This window comes from Rhodococcus sp. DK176 (assembly GCF_038447315.2).
Classification (GTDB): domain Bacteria; phylum Actinomycetota; class Actinomycetes; order Mycobacteriales; family Mycobacteriaceae; genus Rhodococcus_F; species Rhodococcus_F jostii_A.
Map to the genome: position 1 here is coordinate 5,884,591 of NZ_CP118321.2, position 18,047 is coordinate 5,902,637.

Annotated in this window: 14 protein-coding genes and 1 pseudogene; 7 read left to right on the forward strand and 8 right to left on the reverse strand. The window is 62.9% G+C overall.

Annotated elements, in window-relative coordinates:
* Positions 1 to 173 precede the first annotated feature (173 nt).
* From PSR88_RS27475 to PSR88_RS27485, 3 genes are all read right to left on the reverse strand, one after another.
* Positions 174 to 1,613, reverse strand: a complete 1,440-nt coding sequence (locus PSR88_RS27475; RefSeq protein ID WP_016883629.1) for a family 43 glycosylhydrolase — start codon at positions 1,611 to 1,613, stop codon at positions 174 to 176.
* Between the two features lie 123 nt (positions 1,614 to 1,736).
* Positions 1,737 to 2,168, reverse strand: a complete 432-nt coding sequence (locus PSR88_RS27480) for a nitroreductase/quinone reductase family protein (RefSeq protein ID WP_016883628.1) — start codon at positions 2,166 to 2,168, stop codon at positions 1,737 to 1,739.
* A 340-nt stretch (positions 2,169 to 2,508) separates the two neighbouring features.
* Positions 2,509 to 3,444 (reverse strand): alcohol dehydrogenase catalytic domain-containing protein, encoded by a 936-nt coding sequence (locus PSR88_RS27485; protein ID WP_016883627.1) that lies wholly within the window; start codon positions 3,442 to 3,444, stop codon positions 2,509 to 2,511.
* A 113-nt stretch (positions 3,445 to 3,557) separates the two neighbouring features.
* Between PSR88_RS27485 and PSR88_RS27490 the strand changes: the two genes are divergently transcribed.
* The gene (locus PSR88_RS27490) at positions 3,558 to 4,403 is read left to right on the forward strand and encodes an SDR family NAD(P)-dependent oxidoreductase (protein WP_016883626.1); all 846 of its coding nucleotides are present in this window, start codon (positions 3,558 to 3,560) and stop codon (positions 4,401 to 4,403) included.
* Positions 4,404 to 4,454: 51 nt separating this feature from the next.
* Here PSR88_RS27490 and PSR88_RS27495 read toward each other — a convergent pair whose 3' ends face one another.
* Positions 4,455 to 5,780 (reverse strand): MFS transporter, encoded by a 1,326-nt coding sequence (locus PSR88_RS27495; protein ID WP_063711561.1) that lies wholly within the window; start codon positions 5,778 to 5,780, stop codon positions 4,455 to 4,457.
* 285 nt (positions 5,781 to 6,065) lie between these two features.
* Here PSR88_RS27495 and PSR88_RS27500 point away from each other — a divergent pair, with 285 nt between their 5' ends.
* Positions 6,066 to 8,024 carry a flavin-containing monooxygenase gene (locus PSR88_RS27500; protein WP_157180181.1) on the forward strand — a complete coding sequence of 653 codons (1,959 nt, stop codon included), beginning with the start codon at positions 6,066 to 6,068 and terminating at the stop codon, positions 8,022 to 8,024.
* 63 nt (positions 8,025 to 8,087) lie between these two features.
* Here the strand turns inward: PSR88_RS27500 and PSR88_RS27505 are convergent.
* Positions 8,088 to 11,269: pseudogene (locus tag PSR88_RS27505) on the reverse strand (carboxyl transferase domain-containing protein).
* Entirely contained in the window at positions 11,266 to 11,847 is a 582-nt protein-coding gene (locus PSR88_RS27510; RefSeq protein ID WP_016883624.1) for a flavin reductase family protein, read from the reverse strand. The pseudogene PSR88_RS27505 and the gene PSR88_RS27510 overlap by 4 nt, the downstream one beginning before the upstream one ends.
* Positions 11,848 to 12,134: 287 nt before the next feature.
* On the opposite strand from PSR88_RS27510, the gene PSR88_RS27515 reads away from it, so the two are divergent.
* The 5 genes from PSR88_RS27515 (at position 12,135) to PSR88_RS27535 (ending at position 15,864) form a co-directional block, all read left to right on the forward strand.
* Positions 12,135 to 12,644 carry a nuclear transport factor 2 family protein gene (locus PSR88_RS27515; protein WP_011597589.1) on the forward strand — a complete coding sequence of 170 codons (510 nt, stop codon included), beginning with the start codon at positions 12,135 to 12,137 and terminating at the stop codon, positions 12,642 to 12,644.
* 127 nt (positions 12,645 to 12,771) lie between these two features.
* Positions 12,772 to 13,254, forward strand: a complete 483-nt coding sequence (locus PSR88_RS27520; RefSeq protein WP_011597590.1) for a nuclear transport factor 2 family protein — start codon at positions 12,772 to 12,774, stop codon at positions 13,252 to 13,254.
* Complete coding sequence (locus PSR88_RS27525) at positions 13,251 to 14,114, forward strand: enoyl-CoA hydratase-related protein (RefSeq protein WP_011597591.1); 864 nt, start codon at positions 13,251 to 13,253, stop codon at positions 14,112 to 14,114. Before PSR88_RS27520 ends, PSR88_RS27525 begins: the two co-directional genes overlap by 4 nt.
* 13 nt (positions 14,115 to 14,127) lie before the next feature.
* Entirely contained in the window at positions 14,128 to 14,904 is a 777-nt protein-coding gene (locus PSR88_RS27530; RefSeq protein WP_011597592.1) for an enoyl-CoA hydratase-related protein, read from the forward strand.
* A gap of 183 nt (positions 14,905 to 15,087) precedes the next feature.
* On the forward strand, positions 15,088 to 15,864 hold the full coding sequence (locus tag PSR88_RS27535; protein ID WP_011597593.1) for an SDR family NAD(P)-dependent oxidoreductase: 777 nt from the start codon (positions 15,088 to 15,090) through the stop codon (positions 15,862 to 15,864).
* Positions 15,865 to 15,925: 61 nt separating this feature from the next.
* Here the strand turns inward: PSR88_RS27535 and PSR88_RS27540 are convergent, their stop codons facing one another.
* Both PSR88_RS27540 and PSR88_RS27545 read right to left on the reverse strand, forming a co-directional pair.
* On the reverse strand, positions 15,926 to 16,603 hold the full coding sequence (locus tag PSR88_RS27540; RefSeq protein ID WP_029539539.1) for a TetR/AcrR family transcriptional regulator: 678 nt from the start codon (positions 16,601 to 16,603) through the stop codon (positions 15,926 to 15,928).
* Between the two features lie 146 nt (positions 16,604 to 16,749).
* Positions 16,750 to 17,916, reverse strand: a complete 1,167-nt coding sequence (locus tag PSR88_RS27545; RefSeq protein ID WP_016883620.1) for an LLM class flavin-dependent oxidoreductase — start codon at positions 17,914 to 17,916, stop codon at positions 16,750 to 16,752.
* Positions 17,917 to 18,047: the final 131 nt, after the last annotated feature.

An 18,047-nucleotide genomic window follows, 5' to 3' on the forward strand; every position in this document is an offset into this window, starting at 1 on the left:
GCACCTTTGTTGGTGGAATGACCGAAAGGTGACGTGTGAGGCACGTCACCGTGGCACCCATCCTGACCTACGCTCCCCACTATTTCAATAGCAAAAGGCGGGAAACATTGCGGAATCAGTTGTCGAAGTGAGAATCGAAAACCGAATCAGTGGTTCCTTACTGGCCTGCCTCGTCAGCGCGCGACCGTGCCGAGGTGCAGCGACACCGAGCGGACCGGGCTGATCCTGGCCTCGTCGCCGGACTTCACGGCGTGAACGGTGCCGAACTCGACGGTCTCGTCGGGGAAGGTGCCCGCGAAGGCGTAGGCGTAATAGGTCCCCGCGACCGCATCTCCCGGCACCGTGTACGCGACGGCCTCCTCGAGGACCTCGCCGGGCTGCAGGTCGACGTCGATCGGCCCGAAGAACGGATCGCTTGTCTGGCCGTCCGGGGAGACCGCGCTGACCCATACCTGCCCCGCGTAGGGACGGTCCTCGGGTGCCTCGACGAGCATGGTCGTGTCGACGGTGCCGCCGCCCGCGGGCAGTGTGGTGTCGGAATCGGCGCGCAGCGTGACCCGCACCGGCAGGTCCGTGTCGGGGTTCGCCGGCCCGGTCGACGCGGGCGAACCGTCGCCCACCTCGGGCCAGCCGTTCGCCCACACGATCCGGTCGATCATCCCTTCGCGCCGGCGGGCTCCGCTGGGCAGATCCCGGTTGTCGCGCGGAATGGCGTGGTACACGATCCAATCCGAGCCCGCGTCGTCGGAGACCACCGTGTTGTGGCCCGGCCCTGCCCACGGTTCGCTGCCGGCGAGGATGAGGGCGCCGCCACCCTCGTTCAGGTCCTGGCCCTTCCGGTCGAGGTACGGCCCCGTCAGCGACTCCGACCGGCCGACGAGGACGCGGTAGGCGGTGTCGGCGCCGTTGCAGCAATTGCCGGCCGAGAGGAACAGGTAGTAGTAGCCGTCGTGGAATTCGACGAACGGGCCTTCGAAGCGCTCGTCCGCGACGCGTACGGGTTCGCCGGCCGCCGCGGTGCCGTCCGGGCTGAGGGGGATGGCGTGGACGCCCTGGAAGTTGCCGACGAACATCGTCTTCGTCGTGCCGTCGTCCCACACGAACGGGTCGATGGTGCCGCCGACGCCGACGTCGTGGGCGCAGAACACGGGGCGGCCGAGATCGGTCCACGGTCCGGTGGGCCGGTCGGCGGTGGCGAGACCGATGCACGGGTTCGACTCGTCGTAGAGCGAGTAGTACAGGCTGTACCGGCCGCCGGACTCGAGCACGTTGGGTGCCCACGCGAGCTTGCCGTCGGGATGCCACGCGGGCCGGTCGGGGAAGACGTCGCCGAGGTACATCCAGTCCATGAGGTCGGCGGACTTGAAGATCGACATGTTGTGCATGCCTTGGCCGTCGCCCCAGTCGTCGGCGGTCGTGTACATGTAGAACATGCCGTCGGATGCGCGGACGACGCTCGGGTCGGCGGCCACCGGTTGCACGATCGCTTCGGCCGTCGCCGACGGGGCAGGCGCACCCATGAAGACGAGAAGCATCAGAGTCGTCACGATCCACCCGCGCCGCGGACGGTGTCGGGTGCCGGACTTGCGTAGCGCAGCCTCGTCAGTGTCCACGTCACTCCCAACCTCGCCTGCCCGGAATCCGCAAATCTATAAGGGTGAGGTCGAGGTTAAGGGTGGAACCGGCTCACAGCGCCGGACTGCAACCGAACCGTGTTCTGCCGGCGGTGACCGGCGTCAGGTCGTGGGGTCGAGCAGGACCAGAGGGATCTCGCGGTCCGTTTTCTTCTGGTAGCCGGCGTACCCCTTGTAGGCGGCGGTCACTTTCGGCCACAGACGGGCCCGCTCCTCCGGGGTTGCCACGTGGGCGCGCATGGACTGCGCGGGGTTTCCCTGCAGCGACAGTTGGACCTCCGGGTTGGCCTGCAGGTTCAGCAACCACGCGGGGTGGCGGTCGTCGCCGCCGCGTGAGGCCACCACGACGAGCGTGTCGCCTTCCCTCACCGGGACGGTCAGCATGACGCTGTGCACCTTCCCGGTCCTGCGGCCGACGGTGGTCAACTCCACCACCGGCATCTTGCCGAAACTCCGCCCCACCCGCCCGCCGGTCACGCGCAGGAGGGCGCGGTGGGCGGCGTTCATGAACTTGAGTCCGCGGTCCGTCGGCATGGTGTCAGCCTAACGGTTGATTCCTCGAAGGGTGTCGCTACAGGACGGGCACACGGAGGGTTTCCAAGATCAAAGTGTGACAATTGAACGGGAAACCCTCCTGACCGAACCGTCGCGGGCGGTCTGACTACAAACGAACGTGTCGGGGCCGCACGGAGGTTGCTGTGCAGGCCCATTCAGACTCTGGCGCGGATCTCACGAAGTCAACAGTGCCGGATCACCGCAGGTAGGTTCACAATGCGCTGGTGTCCCACTCCGTGGGCCCCTTTCGGGGGTCAGTTGGGCGGGGCGGCAGTAGCATCGGGCAACCGTCGCCTATCGGCGGCAAGCGGAGGTCGGTCTACAGTACGGCGATGAGGCGTCCGTCAGGTGCGCCCCGCTCGAGGCGGTGCAGGCCATCGGGAATCTCGCCGAAGGAGATCTGCTCGGTCTTCGGCTGCACTGCCCCTTTGGCTATCAGCGCGAGTATTGCGCTCGCTTCGGCTTTGGTGCCGTTCGATGCACCGACGATATGTACTTCTTTCATAGTGATGCTGGGGATCGAAACGGATGTGGCTTCGACGCCCAGCCCAACCTCGACGATGCGGCCGCCATGCCGAATGGCTCCGATTGCGGAGTCGAGAGTTCCGTCCGCGCCCGCGAAGTCGATGATCACGTCGAGATCCTCGGATTCGAAGACACGGATGTCCTTCGAGCACGACTCGACACCCAGATGGCATGCGAGTGGCCACCGTGCCTCATTGACGTCAGCGACGAACACGGAAGCTCCTGCGGCCTTGGCGATCTGGACACCGAAGTAGCCGAGGCCGCCGAATCCGACTATACCGACCTTCATCCCGGATTCGATCTGCCCAGCTGTGTGCACTGCCCTGTACGCGGTGCGACCCGAACAAGTCGCCGACGCCGCGTCGAGAAACGACAACCCATCGGGTAACGCTACGGGGAGGTGGGACGGAACCCTGACCTTCTCGGCGTAGCCGCCGTCCATCGCGGTCCCGGGGCCGTCCGTGGTTGCAGGTATCCCGACACGGTCACCGAGGACGAACTCGGAGACGTTCGATCCGACAGCAGAGACGGTGCCGACTATCTCATGGCCGAGTGTGATGGGGACGTGTCCGAGTAGGTGCGTGATAGTTCCGTTCATGAACCCGATGTCGGAGTGGCACAGGCCGACCGCTCCGGTGTCGATGACGATGTCTTCGGGGCCGGGCACCGGTTCGCCGACTTCTTCGTGTCGCAGTTTTTCGTTGACCGCGGTAAATCGCCATGCCTTCATTGCTTCGATCCTTTACGCTATGCCGTCGATGGCGGCTTGTGGTATATCGAAAAGTGTTGTTGCAGTTAACCACAGCTGTGCAACTATCATCAACGAAGTGGACGACTCGGTCCGTGATCCGCCTCGGGCAGCATTCGTTATCACGCTTGTCGGAAGCCGAATTCAATCTGAAAGAAGTCAGCATGCAACTCGAAGGAAAACGCATCCTGGTCACCGGTGGCGCCCAAGGTATCGGTGCTGCCATCGTAAAGGCATACGCCATGGAGGGTGCGACCGTGCGTTCGTACGACCTGAACGAGGAGGGCGGTAGGGTCGTCGCGGAGGAAGCGAGCGACGCTGGGCCCGGAGTGGTCGAGTTCTCGCGTCTCGATATCACCGACGGTGATGCTACCGAGTCGTTGTTCCGCAGTGCTGCAAGAGAACTTGGTGGAATCGATGTCCTGGTGAACATCGCCGGTCTGCAGCGCTCCGCGATGGCCGAGGAGATCACCGATGACTTGTTCGAGAGCATCTACCGTGTGAATGTGCTGGGAACGATTCATACCAACCAATCCGCGTACCGGATCATGCAGTCGGCAGGCACGGGGGCGATCATCAACTTCGGGTCGATGTCCGGATTTACCGGGGAATTGGCCAACGCAACCTACGGCTCGTCCAAGGGTGCCGTGCATACGTGGACCAGGACTGTCGCCCGTGAATGGGGTCCATCCGGAATCCGCGTCAATGCTGTTCTGCCCTATGTAAACACACCGATGTTCGACAAATACACCAACTCGCTGGGGCCGGAAGAGCTTGCCGCCTATCAGGAACAGCTCCGCAAGGACATTCCGCTCGGTGGAACGTTCGGAAACGCCGAACGCGATCTGGCTCCGGTGCTCGTATTCCTGGCGAGCGACGCGTCGCACTTCATCACCGGTCAGCTGCTTCCGGTCGACGGAGGATTTGCAGCCGTACGGTAGCGGAAAAGCTCTGTGCCCCCTGGTCCAGTGGACCAGGGGGCGCGATCTTCGTCAGAGCTCGAGTTCCTCGCGGTGTTGCGAGCGTTGTGCGCCACGAATCGTCAATAGCGCAACAACACTGATTGCTGCACATCCAAGCGTGTAGTAGGCCGCCGACAGCGGATCACCTGTGGTGGATGCAAGCCAAGTGATGATGTACGGCGCCGTGCCGCCGAAGATCGCCACCGACAACGCGTAGGTCACGGATACGCCGGTAGCACGGTTGCGGGTACGGAAACGTTCGGACAGGAATGCCGGCATCGGGCCGCCGACGACGCCGATGAGCAGACCGGCGATCACGAGTGCCACCAGTCCGCCGCCGAAGCCGAGATTCAGCATGAAATAGAGGGGGTAGGAAAGGACGACCACCGCAACCGATCCGAACATAAGCACCGGGCGTCGTCCCACGCGGTCGGACAGTGCACCGAACACCGGCATCGACAGCCCGGCGATGAGTCCGGTGACGAGTGCAAGGAAGTAGGACCGCTCGAAGGTCATGTCGTAGCTTGTCGACAGGAAAGTCGGCATTCCGACCATGAAGGTGTTGCCGACTGCGTTGTACACGACCACGACGCCCATGGTTGCCGCGAGAAACGTCAGTGGTCGTCGCTCGATGGGTTCCCCGACGGCAGGTTTGCCTGAGTCGACCTCGACCTGGATCTGCTTGAAGTGCGGCGTCTCGTCGACCTTGAGCCGAAGGTAGAGGACGATGAGGCCCATGGGAGCCGCAATGAGGAACCCGACCCGCCAGCCATAGGAAGCCATGGCATCGTCGGAGAGAAGGACTGCCAGAAGTGTCGCGACGCCGCCGCCGAGCACGAAGCCCAAGGTGGTTCCGACGAACGACCAGGAGCCGTAGAGCCCGCGTTTGCCGGAGGGAGCGGACTCGACCATCAGGGACACCGCTCCGCCCATCTCGCCGCCCGCGGACAATCCCTGGGCGATGCGGCACAGCGTCAGCAGCAGGGGCGCGAGGATTCCGATCGAGGAGTGCGTAGGCAGAAGGCCGATGCACGTCGTGGCAATGGTCATCAGCACAATGATCAGCGCGAGTACGGGCTTACGTCCCAATCTGTCCGTCATCCGCCCGAAGATCACTGCCCCGACAGGGCGCAGGAAGAAGGCGAGGGCGAAGAGCAGGAACGTCGAGAGTATCGACGCAGTCGGGTTGTCCGACGGGAAGAACAAGGGCGCGATGATCGGCGCCATGTAGGCGTAGATCGCGAATTCGTACCACTCGATGAGATTGCCGAGCGAACCTGCGACAAGTGCCTTTCGCGACTTCTGGACGTCGAGCACCACCTCGGTGCGCGGCGTGGAGCGGACTGTGTTCGGCATGGTGATGTCCATTCGGGTGAGTGTCGCCAGAGGCCTGTGCCCCGGGTCCGACGTATGTATGTGACGACTGACACACGGAAATCAACACGAATGTTGCCCGCCTGGGCTGACGTTGTCAACGTTTGTGTAGATGGGCGCATCTTTTGCAACGCGGGCGTTGACAACTCTCCGCGACGGCTGCCACCATGAGTCGAAGGCTTTTCAACGTCCATGTTGAAAGTTCGTGATCTCGGCGAGGAGCGACTCACAGCTCCGGACGCCGCACTCGACGCGAGAGGTGCTCAGATGAAGGCAGCGCAGCAGGTCCAGGAGGCAGGCGCAGCAACCGACGATCGAATCAATCCCGATCGGCTCACCGAATCCGAGATTCGAACCGCGGTTGCACGGGCAAATGTGCCCTCGCTGCTCATGGTCGTGTTCCAGACGACGGGTGACGAGAAGTGGCTGGCAGCGCCATACAGGCCGACGAGAGGCAAAGGTCTCGGTGACCACGACTCGGGCGGTCTCGAGGAGCCGATTCAGGATGAGATCAGGGAGGCCGCGGTCAAGGCCATCCTCGACTTGCAGAACGGCGCTCTTCCTGCGGTGGAGACTCCCTCTCCGGAACTGACGGTGCGGATGATCAGTGTCTGCACGGGCGAAGAAGTCGGGGAGGAGTACGGACCCATGCTCTCTCTCGAGCTCGCTCGCCGTGCCGCGCCCGACGCTCCGAGCCTCGCACTGGAGCCTGTCGATGCACCGGAAGGATACTCGGTGGTCGTCATCGGTACAGGCGTTGCGGGAATAGCTGCGGCGCAACAGCTCGAGGACATGGGCATCGACTATGTCATTCTGGAGAAGCAGCCGGAGGCCGGCGGAAACTGGTGGCAGAATACGTATCCCGGCGCGGGTGTCGATACCCCCAGTCACCTGTACTCGTTCTCATTCGCGAAGAACGACTGGACGACACACTTCGAACTCCGCAACGAACTGCAGGCCTACTTCGGAGCCGTGCTGAAGGACCTCGGTGCCGGCGAGCGTGTTCGTTATGGAACCGAGGTGCGGTCGACGCGGTATGACGAAGCCGCCGCGCAGTGGTCAGTCGACATGATCAATCCCGATGGCTCGTCGTCGACGCTGAGGGCCGATGTGGTGATCAGTGCGGTGGGAGTGTTGAATCGCCCGAAGACGCCGAACGTCCCTGGGATGGAGAGCTTCACCGGAACGAGTTTCCATTCGGCTGCGTGGCCCGACGATCTCGATCTGGATGGCAAGCGTGTTGCTATCGTGGGCACGGGTGCCAGCTCCATGCAGATCGCACCGGCCATCGCGGACCGCGTCGCCCATCTCAGTATCTACCAGCGCTCGCCGCAATGGGTCGCGCCGTTCGAGAAGTTCCGCGCCCCGATACCCATGGAACTGCGCCGCCTCATGCAAACTTGCCCGATCTACCACAGCTGGTACTGGATTCGCTTGTTCTGGCAGTTCGGCGACAAGGTGATCGAGTCGCTGCGCGTCGACCCGGAATGGGAGCATCCCGAACGCTCGGTGAACGCCCGCAACGATGCCCATCGAGAGTACTTCACGCGGTACATCACGTCGCAGGTCGGAGATCGAACGGATCTGCTCGACAAGGTGATCCCAGACTACCCGCCGTTCGGCAAGCGGATTCTGCTCGACAACGGCTGGTACTCGACTCTGCGCAAGGACAACGTCGACCTCGTCGACAGGTCCGTCACCGCTGTCCGCCCCGAGGGCCTGGTCGACGATCAGGGCGCTGAGAACGACGTGGACGTGATCGTGTGGGCCACCGGATTCGAAGCAGCACGATTCGTGAGTTCCATGGACGTCGTGGGAATGGACGGCCGAACGCTCCGTGAGGTCTGGAACGACGACGACCCCAAGGCCTACCTCGGTGTGTCGGTTCCAGGGTTCCCCAACTTCTTCATGCTTGGTGGTCCCAACTCGTTCCCGGGTAGCGGCAGCTTCATGTTCTTCATGGAGGTCCAGATGCGCTACATCCGTGGGCTACTGACAGAGATGTTCAAGAAGGGAATCAAGGCGATCGATGCGCGCCCCGAGGCGAACGAGGAGTACAACGAGCTGGTGGACTCGACTCATGCACGCACGGTCTGGACGCATCGTGGAATGTCGACGTACTACCGGAACTCGCACGGACGGGTGGTGTTCGTGATGCCGTTCCTCAACGTCGAGTACTGGCAGATGACGCGGCGCCCTGATCTGGAGAACTACACCGCGCGATAGCGCACCGAGGACATTGCCCCGGAACCGAATCGGTTCCGGGGCAAATTCGTTCGAGGATGACCGTTACCACGCGTCGATGCGCCTGCGAACCTGAGTCGGGCGGTCGGGACGCGGAGCGGCGAGGACATCGACGATCCGTGAGCGAGTCGAGGCGGGATCGATGACGTCGTCGATCTCGAACACGGACGCCGCATTGACGGCCTTACCCTGCGCCACGTAGTCCTCGAGGTGCTGTTGGTAGATGCGCTCCCGTTCCTCGGCGTCCTCGATCGCAGCCAGCTCACGACGATAGCCGAGACTGACGGCCCCTCCGGGCCCATGGCACCGAGTTCGGCCGACGGCCATGCCACGATGGTGTCCGGGACGCGGAAGCTTCCGCCTGCCATGGCCTGGCCGCCCAGTCCGAATGCCTTGCGGACGATCACCGTACAGAACGGAACGGTGAGAGCAGGCGCTGTGACGAAAAGCCGGCTCACATGACGTACCGAGGCGGTGCGTTCGGCGTCGGGTCCGACCAGGAAACCGGCTGTGTCACAGAGCGAGAGAACAGCCAGGCCGTACGCCTCGCACAGTTGCAGGAACCTGGTCATCTTGTCGGCTTCGGCGCTGCCGATCGTGCCGCCTGCACGGCTGCCGTCGTTGGCAACGAGCCCAATGGGATGTCCCTCGATCCGGACCAGCGCAGTGATCAAGCCGGCCGCGAATCCGCGTCGGAGTTCGAGAACGGATCCCTCGTCTGCAATGGTGTCGATCAACGTGCGGATGTCGAACGGCCGATTGCGTCGTTCGGGGACGATGTGGCGCAAGATTCGCTGGTCCGCGGCGGTCCACTCGATCTTCGGGCCGGCGAAGTATCCGAGATATCGCCGTGCGACGTCGACTGCCTCCGATTCGTCGGCCACGACGATGTCGATGACCCCGTTGGCCTCCTGGACGGACACCGGCCCGATGTCGTCCGCGGCGAACACTCCGAGGCCGCCCCCTTCGATCATGGCGGGCCCGCCGAGGCCGATCGACGAATCACGAGTCGCGACGATGACATCGCACGATCCCAGCAGCGCAGCATTTCCGGCGAAACAGCGACCGGACGCGATCCCCACGGTCGGAACCGAACCGTTGAGCCGTCCGAGTGCGACGAATGTCCCGAGATCCATCCTCGTCGCCCGAGACATGTCGTCGGTGTCCCCGGGGCGGCCCCCGCCACCTTCGGCGAACAGAACTACCGGCGTTCCTCTGCGGCCTGCCAGCTCGAACATTCGCTCGGCCTTCTTGTGGCTCTGAAGGCCCTGGGTTCCGGCGAGCACCGTGTAGTCGTACGCGAGCACTGCCACCGGCCGTCCGGCGACCCTTCCGAAGCCCGCGACCAGGCCGTCTGCCGGCGTTTCGGATTCGAGTTCGTCCAGAGACCTCCGTCGTCGCTGCGCAGCCACGACCAGAGATCCGTGCTCGTGAAAGCTCCCTTCGTCGACGAGATGGTCGACGTTTTCGCGCGCGGTGCGTTTGCCGCGCTCGTGCCGACGTTCGATCGCCGCCGGACGCGACTCGTCCAGTGTTCGGCGCTGCCGCACTTCGATCTCGGCAAGGTCCGTGCGCTCGGCCGTCACGTTCACGCCGACGGGCTCTGTCGATGCGTCGTCCTGACTCACATCGAGCCTCAGGGTCACGAGCAACTGGCCAGCTGTCACGGTATCGCCGACCGCAATCCACACGTCGGCGACGCGCCCTGCTGTTGTCGCGCTGACGTCGGTCTCCATCTTCATGGCTTCGAGCGTGATCAGCGCGTCGCCGTTTCGCACGACCTGTCCCGGCACCGCGGCCGTCGCGACGACGGTGCCCGGCGACGGGGCCCGCAGATCGAGTTGTGTCACCGGCTCCGCCGGTGAATCCGGTATCGAGAGTGTTGCCAGATGATCGTCGATCGTTCGTGTCGTCACCGTGCCGGACCGGAACTCGTGACTGCCCAGCAGCCACGCCGACGTCGTGACGTCGGTATCCATGTCGTCCAGGGTCAGATCCGAGAGTGCATGGATCAGTTCTGCTGCGGCTGAGCCGAAGTGGCCGTCGTCCCGGTGCACGATGACCTTTGCCAGAAGTGGGTCGTATCCGGTTCCCACTCGCATTCCTACGTGTGCGTGAGAGTCGACGCGGATCGAAGAACCGGACGGAAACCGAACGTCGGTGAGTACGTCGGAGCCATCGGGTCTCGGGCTGCCGGTGACCCGCGCCTCGATCGCGACACCGTTCGGTTCGCCGAGCGTTGCCGGTGAGAGTTGTACGTCCTCGAGCGTGCGTCCCTGTGCGACGTCGAGTTGCAGACCGACCAGGTCGAGGCCGGTGATCGCCTCGGTAATTCCGTGTTCCACCTGGAGGCGTGGATTGGCCTCGATGAAGTACCACCGATCGAGATGGTCGGACTCCACGAGGAACTCGAATGTGGCAAGTCCCCTCAGCCCGACTGAGGACGCCAACGTCAGTGCTGCGGAGTGGAGTTCCTTGCGAGTGGAATCGGGAAGGTTCTGCGCGGGTGCGATCTCCACGACTTTCTGGTGGCGGCGTTGCGCCGTGCAGTCGCGGTCGAAGAGATGCATCGGTGTGCTCACGCCATCGCCCACGACCTGGACTTCGATGTGCCGTGCGCGCGGTAGGTAGGCCTCGACGTAGACATCGGACAGGCCGAAACTGCGTTCCGCCTCGGAACGGCATCTGTCGATGGCACGATCGAGTTCGGTGAGATCCTCTACTATTCGCATACCACGACCCCCGCCGCCTGCGGTGGCTTTCACGATTACCGCGCCGGCGGGAAGTGACTGCGCGAACTGACGCGCGTCGGTTTTCGATGTGGGACCTGCGGTGGCAGCGAGTACGGGTACTCCGCAGCCGGTCGCGAGTTCACGTGTGGCGGACTTGTCCCCGAGAGTTCTCAGCGTGTGAGCGTCGGGTCCGACGAAGGTCAGCCCCGCCTCGGCGCAGGCCTCAGCCAACTCGGCGCTCTCGCTGAGGAATCCGTATCCGGGGTGGACCGTCGATGCCCCCGACGCCAGTGCCGCGTCGCGAATGGCCGCGACATCCAGATACGCGGCGGGGCCCGTTTCTCGAAGCGGACGTGCATGGTCGGCAGCAGCGACGTGCGGGGCATCGTGCTCGTCCTCGCTGTACACCGCAATCGTCTTGATTCCGCGTGCTGTGGCGGTGCGGATGATTCGAAGCGCTACTTCACCGCGATTGGCGATCAGAATGGACGTCATACCGCTTGCCGGTCGGCGGCGAACCCGCCGTAACCGCCCTGGAAGAAGATCAGCGGCGACTCGGGTGTGTCGAGTTCGAGGTGTCGCACACGGCCGACGACGATGTGGTGATCGCCGGCGTCGTGCACGGCATCGATCTCGCAATCGATCCACGCCAGCGCACCCTCGATGCGAGGCATACCGGAGGGGGTGGGGGCCCACTCGACGTCCGCGAACTTGCCGGTTCCCTTTCGGGCGAGGCTGCGGCAGATCTGTTGTTGCTCGGAGCCGAGCACGTTGGCGCAGAAGCGTCCGGCCGTGCGGATCTTGGGAAAAGTGGACGACGACTTGTCGGGCAGGAACGCGACCAGTGGCGGATCGAGCGACACCGAGGTGAAGGACCCGACGGCCATGCCGGTCGGGTTGTTCTCGGCGTCCATGGTGGTCACAGCTACGACGCCGGTGGGGAAGTGGCCGAGAACGTTTCGGAAGCGCAAGGGGTCTATCGCGTGAAATTTGTCGACGATCACGCCGTCGGGGACAGCGGTGCGCGAGTCGGATTCGTGTGTCTCGACCTTGCCCTCCATTGTGAAGCCCATGGTGATTCCTTTCGTCCGTGAAGCCGAGCCGTGCATCGAGGACATATGACTCCCGACGCGGAGACTGATTGCAGCCTCCTCCGGAGCCGGAAATCTGTCAACTATGTCGTTGATGCAATCTACGATGGCGTAGATTTAGTAGTTGTGGCCGCGGGGTCGAAGGTTGACATCTGTGGCGCAGGGCACAATGATCGGGACAGCGATCTACGCTGACGTTGATCGCGAGATGCGGGGTTCGGCCCTTCGGTCGAGTCGCTGGATTTCCTTCACCGCGCAAAGGAGTGCACATGTCCGACATGGAAAGCAGGGTGCGTCGGCTTGAAGACAGGGCGGAGTTGGAAGACCTTGCGGTCCGCTACTTCCTCGCCTCTGATTTCGACGATTTCGACGCCATCGCCGATGTCTTCGCAGAGAACGGGACGTTCTCGGCTGGAGGATTCCCCGGCGCCACCACCGGCAGTGGGATCGCGAACATGATTCGGCAAGCTCGTACCGCGTTTGGAACCACCATTCACACGCCGCACTACGTCCTGCTCGAGTTCGTCGACGACGATCACGCGACAGGGCTGGTAGGTGCACACCTCGAGATCGCAACGGGTGGAACGACGGTGTTCGGCGCTGTGCGTTACGAAGACGAGTACGTCCGCGAAGGTGGGCGCTGGAAGTTCGCGTCTCGCAACATGCGCACCGTGCATCTAGGCCCCTGGGACGAAGTGGCCACGTCGCTCACTTCGGATTTACCTGTTCGGTGGCCCGGGGCCGAACCTGCGTCCTCCGACTACGCGGTTCGCGTCTGACCGTTCGCACCCGTTGCCGACGGGTGCACTCTGTCCTCGGAATCTACATCAATGTTGATTTCCCGTCTCGTGGCCGAGGCGGGTGATCGAACCGTACATCAACAATTCACGCCCCAAGGAGATCGATATGACTGCAACCCATGAGGTGTCCACCAGGGAGCTCGCCGAGCTCGTGGAGACCGGCAAGATCGAGCGCGTCCTGTTCGACTACGCCTACAACCTCGACATGAACCGTCCCGACGATCTCGTCGCTTTGTTCACCGAGGACTGCTACGTCGCCTACGGTCCCGACTTCGGCGCCGACGGCCGCGCCGCCTATCGCGAGACGCTCGACGGCATCGGAACGTTCTTCACGGCAACCAGTCACCACGTATCCAACATCGTCGTCGACTTCTCCGATGATCTGACGTCGGCCAAGGTCCGCTCGGTCCTGTATGCATGGCATCGCTACACCAAGGAAGGCAAGGCCGACGGGTACTTCTTCGGCCAGTATCACGACGATTTCGTGCGGGACGACGAGCATGGCTGGCGCTTCTCGCGCCGCGAGTTGCGCGCGTCCGGTGTCGTGGACTTCCATGTCAAGAAGCAGATCCCGATCGGGCGGTCATGACGGCGATCGCGGACACGCCTGCCGAGACCCGCTACGAAAATCTACGCATTGAGCACCGGGGACCGATCAGTTGGATAGTGCTGAACCGGCCGGACAAGGCCAACTCGCTCTCGAACGAGATGCTGGACGAGTTCAGTGCGGCGTTGGCCGCTCTGGCGACGGCCGGCGGACCGATCATCGGAATCCGTGGAGCAGGCAAGGGATTCTCGGCAGGCTACGACATCGGTCAGGTCGGAAAGGTCGTCGCCGAGCCGGACCCGGTAGCGGACCGAGAGCGGCTGGCTCGCAACGTCAATCGCTTTCTCGCGATCTGGGATCACCCGAAACCGGTGATTGCTGCAGTGCACGGATATTGCATCGCAGGAGCCACACAGATGTGTGTGTTCACCGACGTGACCCTGGTGGCGCGCAACGCGAAGATCGGTGAGCCGGCGATCCCACTCGGTGGTGGATACATCGCGCCGTTGTGGGCGCCCCTGGTCGGCCCGAAACGTGCCAAGGAACTGGCGTTCGTTCCTGGCAACTCGATCGACGGCACGACCGCGGTCGAGTGGGGCTGGGCCAATCACGCGGTGGCCGAGGAAGATCTGATCGCCGAGACCGAGGCGCTTGCCGCTCGTATGGCACGCACGCCGTCGGACATCCTGCGGATCAAGAAGTTGTCCATCAACAAGACGATGGAAGCAATGGGCGTGCGTACCGCAGCCCAAGGCGGTGCAGAAATGGATGCCCTGCTCCATCTGTCGCCGTCGGTGGCCGAGGTGCGCAAGTTCGTCGCCGACGTGGGACTGAAGGCGGCGATCGCTGCCTACCGCGAACCCGTGGCGTTACCCGATCATGCGGTCGCAGAACAACTATGAGAGAGGACCTACCGTGAGCAGCGGAATCTTGTTCGAGGTCGACAACCACATTGCACGTGTGACGCTCGACCGCCCCAAGGCGTTGAACTCCATCGATCCCGAGATGGACGCGGCACTGTTCGAAGCCTGGACCGAGATCAACTCGAATCCGGACATCTGGGTCGCAGTGCTCGGTGCTACGGGGGAGAAGGCGTTCTGCGCCGGCGCCAACGTGAGCGGCGGGACCGAAGGCGACGGCCGCAGGATGGCGCTCGGCGGCGGTCTCACCGGTGTCGGCGGGCCGATGCTGACGCTTCGTAAACCATTGATCGCGGCGGTGCAGGGATACGCAATCGGTGGTGGATTCGAACTGGCGATGTGCGCCGACATCATCGTCGCAGCCGACAACGCTCAGTTCGGCATTCCGGAGACGAAGGTCGGCATCATCGGCGAGGCCGGCATCATGCATCGCGCGATACGGCAGCTGCCTCATCACATCGCGATGGCCTTGATCCTCACCGGAGAGCGCATCGACGCCCAGCAGGCAGAGCGCTACGGACTGGTCAACGAGATCGTGCCGTACGAGAAGCTGCTCGAGACCGCGTCGTCGTGGGCGGATCGAATCGCGTCGGCGTCACCGCTTGCTGTCCAAGCAGCAAAGGACGCAGTTCTGTCGCGTGCAGGATGGCCGCTGGATGTCGCGTTGGCAACTCGCTACGAGCCCATCGAGGCGTACGCGAACAGCGCGGACCGCATCGAGGGACGTGCAGCGTTCGCAGACAAGCGTGCTGCGCAATGGAGCGGTCGCTGACACTGCTTCTCGTCTGGTCGCTGGGTGCGGGGTGCTGGGCTCGGCGTACGCGCCGCGGTTCGAGCGCACGGCACCTGCACCCAGCGCCGGTCGACGGATGGCCGCGTGATGGTGTTGCGAGCACCGAGAGTGAAATCCACCCGTGGTCGCCGACAAACCTGAGATCAAAAGGAGTACTTGGCTATGCAGCTGGACGGAAAGAAAATCATTGTCACGGGCGGATCCATGGGCATCGGCGAGTCGGTCGTCCGGGCCTACACATCGGAGGGCGCTGACGTCGCCTCTCTGGATCTCGCTGACGAGCTGGGTGTTGCGGTAGCGCAAGAAGCGAGCCGATGCGGACCTGGCAAAGCAACCTTTCACTCGTGCGACGTGCGTGATCGCGACCAGGTTGAGAAAGTCTTCGAGACCGCTGCTGACCAACTGGGAGGCCTTGACGTAGTCGTGAACGTGGCTGGTGTACACAAGCACTGCGATCCTGCTGGAATCTCGGCTGAAATCTACAGATTCATTTTCGATGTCAATGTGTTAGGGACAATCAACACCAACGGTGCCGCACATCGCCTGATGAAATCGAATCGTGTCGGGAACATCATCAACTTCGGTTCCGAGTCGGGACTGACGGGTGAGATCAACAATGCTCTGTACGCCGCGTCGAAGGGTGCGGTCCATACATGGAGCCGGAACGTCGCCCGTCAATGGGGGCCGGATGGGATTCGGGTAAATTACGTACTCCCGTACATGTGGACAAAGATGTACGACGAGTTTCGCGCCGCCTTGTCTCCCGAAGAGCTGAAAGCGCACGACGACCAAACCGCTGCAGACATACCTCTCGGTGGGGCTTTCGGTCGAGCCGACCGGGACTTGGCGCCAGTTATGGTCTTCCTCGCCAGCGATGCTTCACACTTCATCACTGGACAAATGTTCCCTGTCGACGGAGGGCTGATCTCCGGACGGTAAAAGTGCGGTGACAGGGCGCTGTGTGCTGGGTCCGACCTCGCGTCGCGGGCCCAGCGCACTGTCAGTTCTGCGTCCGCGCACCGTCGAAGAACAGAGTGCAGAAGGCTTCGGTGGTCTGCTTGGCGTCCACGCTGCGCATTCCCGGCTTGAGCCACCGATGCGTCCAGTTGACCATGCCGAACAGTGCCTTGGACATCAACTGCACCGACACGTCGCTGCGTAGAGTTCCGTCGTCGACTCCCTGCTGCAGCACGTCGAGGACAATGGTTTCGAAGCGTTTGGTCTTTCGTGCCATGTCCTTGCCCCAGGACGTGGTGTCCAGCTGTAGCTGCGCCATGTCTTCCTGGATGTAGAGGTAGACGAAGGGGTAGTTCTTCTCGTACGAGTTCATCTGTTGATCGACGAGGCGGCGAAGCTTCTCGGGTGCGTCGTCGTCGCCGGCGAGGATCTCCTCTGCGACCGCGATGTTCTGATCCAGAACATCGACGAGAACGTCGTGGAAAAGAGCCTGGAACAGTTCCTTCTTGCTCGCGAAGTAGTAATAGATCGACGCTCGGTCGGTCCCGAACCGCTCGGCGATATCGTTGAGGGTTGCTCCTTCGAAGCCCTTCTCCTTGAAGACATCAGCTGCTGTCCGCAACAGTTCCTGGCGCTTGGCCTGGTAGTTGGGGCTGCTGTCGTTCTGAGCGCTGCGACGGCGTCGGCTCATGCCGCTGTTGGCTGCGGTCGAAGTTGGCATTGTCGGATGATACCTCCGGATCGAGGGCATTGATCAACGTTGACGTCGATCGACCTCGGCGTCGATCGAGGTCGAGGTGGGGACGGGTAAGGCCCCGGGAAGTCGCTGTTTGTCGACAACTTCCCGGGGCCCTGTTATCGGTGGGGTCAGCCCACTGCGACGGTTTCGTGTGTTCCTTCGACCGGAACGTTCGGTACGACCTCGGTGGCGAAAAGGCGGAGGGATTCGATCCACGGCTCGGGATCGTCCATGGCGTCGTGAGTGTTGACGGCAAGCTGTCCGTACCTGAAGCCGGCCAGGTCGAAGGTCTTCTCGATCTTCTCGATGACGGTGTCCGGGCTTCCGCAAAGCCACACGTTGTCGGCCAGGTAGTCGAGATCGACGTCGTCGATGTCGACCTTGTGGTCGGCGTCGTCGATGAAGCCCTGAAGGATCCGGTACTTCTGGTAGACCGGCATCAGGTACTTCTGCCAGGCGAGTCCCAGTGCACCGTTCTTTGCCTTCTCCTTGGCCTCTTCGTCGGTCTTCGCCACGAACACATCTCGTGCGATCTTGAATCGAGATCCCTGCGGGGTTCCGCCGATGGACTTGACCGCCTCCGAATATGTGTCCCACTGCGATCTCAGCAAGGCCGAACCACCGTAGAACGAGATCGGGGTCCAGCCTCGTTCGCCTGCGAGGCGATGCGACGGTGAGTTCTTGCTCAGGCCTGTGACAGCGATTTCGAGGCCGTCCGCGCCACCATGGGGTGAGTGATCCGCGGTCAGGTGGTACTCCTCGCCGTCCTTGACCTTGAACTCTCCATGGGACGCGACACTACCGGGATCGATCTGTCCGTCGAGGCGGGCGGCCTTGTAGTACTTGCCTTCGAAGTCGAATGGCTCCTGGCGCCACACTTTGTCCATCACCTCCAGTCCCTCCATCAGGCGGGGGTGAGCTTCGGACAGGTCGCCGGGCTGGCCGCGAAGCACTGCCTCGTTCTCCCACGATCCGGCTCCGACCCCGAGGAAGTACCTGTCCTCGAGCAACTGCGAGGTGTAGCCGATCTGAATGGCGAGCGTCGACGGGTTGTGCAGGGGCACGATGTGCGCCATGGGCGCGAAGCGCATGCGCTCGGTGATCTGTGCTGCCGCGACGATCAGCAACTCGGGATTCGGAATGTTCTCCCATGCCTGCATGCCGTGCTCGCCGACCATGAAATCGCGGTAGCCGAACTTGTCGCATGCTGCTGCAAGCAGGAGTGAGTATTCGAAGGTGTCCTTGTCCTTGCGACCGGGACGCATGTACGGGGTGTGGAAAACGCCGCATTCCATTTGTGAATCTCCAGCTTCTGGTCGTTGTGAATGCACTCTGCTGCGGTGTCCGGCACGAGCCTGACAGTGGTGGTGGACAGCCCGAAGGAAAGCGAGGGTGGGTTCGTGGAACGTGCATGCAGAGCTGTTCT

Coding starts and splice junctions, on each gene's coding strand:
- PSR88_RS27510 (WP_016883624.1), bottom strand. CDS start 11,847: ATGGGCTTCACAATGGAGGGCAAGGTCGAGACACACGAATCCGACTCG.
- PSR88_RS27520 (WP_011597590.1), top strand. CDS start 12,772: ATGACTGCAACCCATGAGGTGTCCACCAGGGAGCTCGCCGAGCTCGTG.
- PSR88_RS27480 (WP_016883628.1), bottom strand. CDS start 2,168: ATGCCGACGGACCGCGGACTCAAGTTCATGAACGCCGCCCACCGCGCC.
- PSR88_RS27500 (WP_157180181.1), top strand. CDS start 6,066: ATGAAGGCAGCGCAGCAGGTCCAGGAGGCAGGCGCAGCAACCGACGAT.
- PSR88_RS27545 (WP_016883620.1), bottom strand. CDS start 17,916: ATGGAATGCGGCGTTTTCCACACCCCGTACATGCGTCCCGGTCGCAAG.
- PSR88_RS27525 (WP_011597591.1), top strand. CDS start 13,251: ATGACGGCGATCGCGGACACGCCTGCCGAGACCCGCTACGAAAATCTA.
- PSR88_RS27540 (WP_029539539.1), bottom strand. CDS start 16,603: ATGCCAACTTCGACCGCAGCCAACAGCGGCATGAGCCGACGCCGTCGC.
- PSR88_RS27515 (WP_011597589.1), top strand. CDS start 12,135: ATGTCCGACATGGAAAGCAGGGTGCGTCGGCTTGAAGACAGGGCGGAG.
- PSR88_RS27535 (WP_011597593.1), top strand. CDS start 15,088: ATGCAGCTGGACGGAAAGAAAATCATTGTCACGGGCGGATCCATGGGC.
- PSR88_RS27485 (WP_016883627.1), bottom strand. CDS start 3,444: ATGAAGGCATGGCGATTTACCGCGGTCAACGAAAAACTGCGACACGAA.
- PSR88_RS27495 (WP_063711561.1), bottom strand. CDS start 5,780: ATGCCGAACACAGTCCGCTCCACGCCGCGCACCGAGGTGGTGCTCGAC.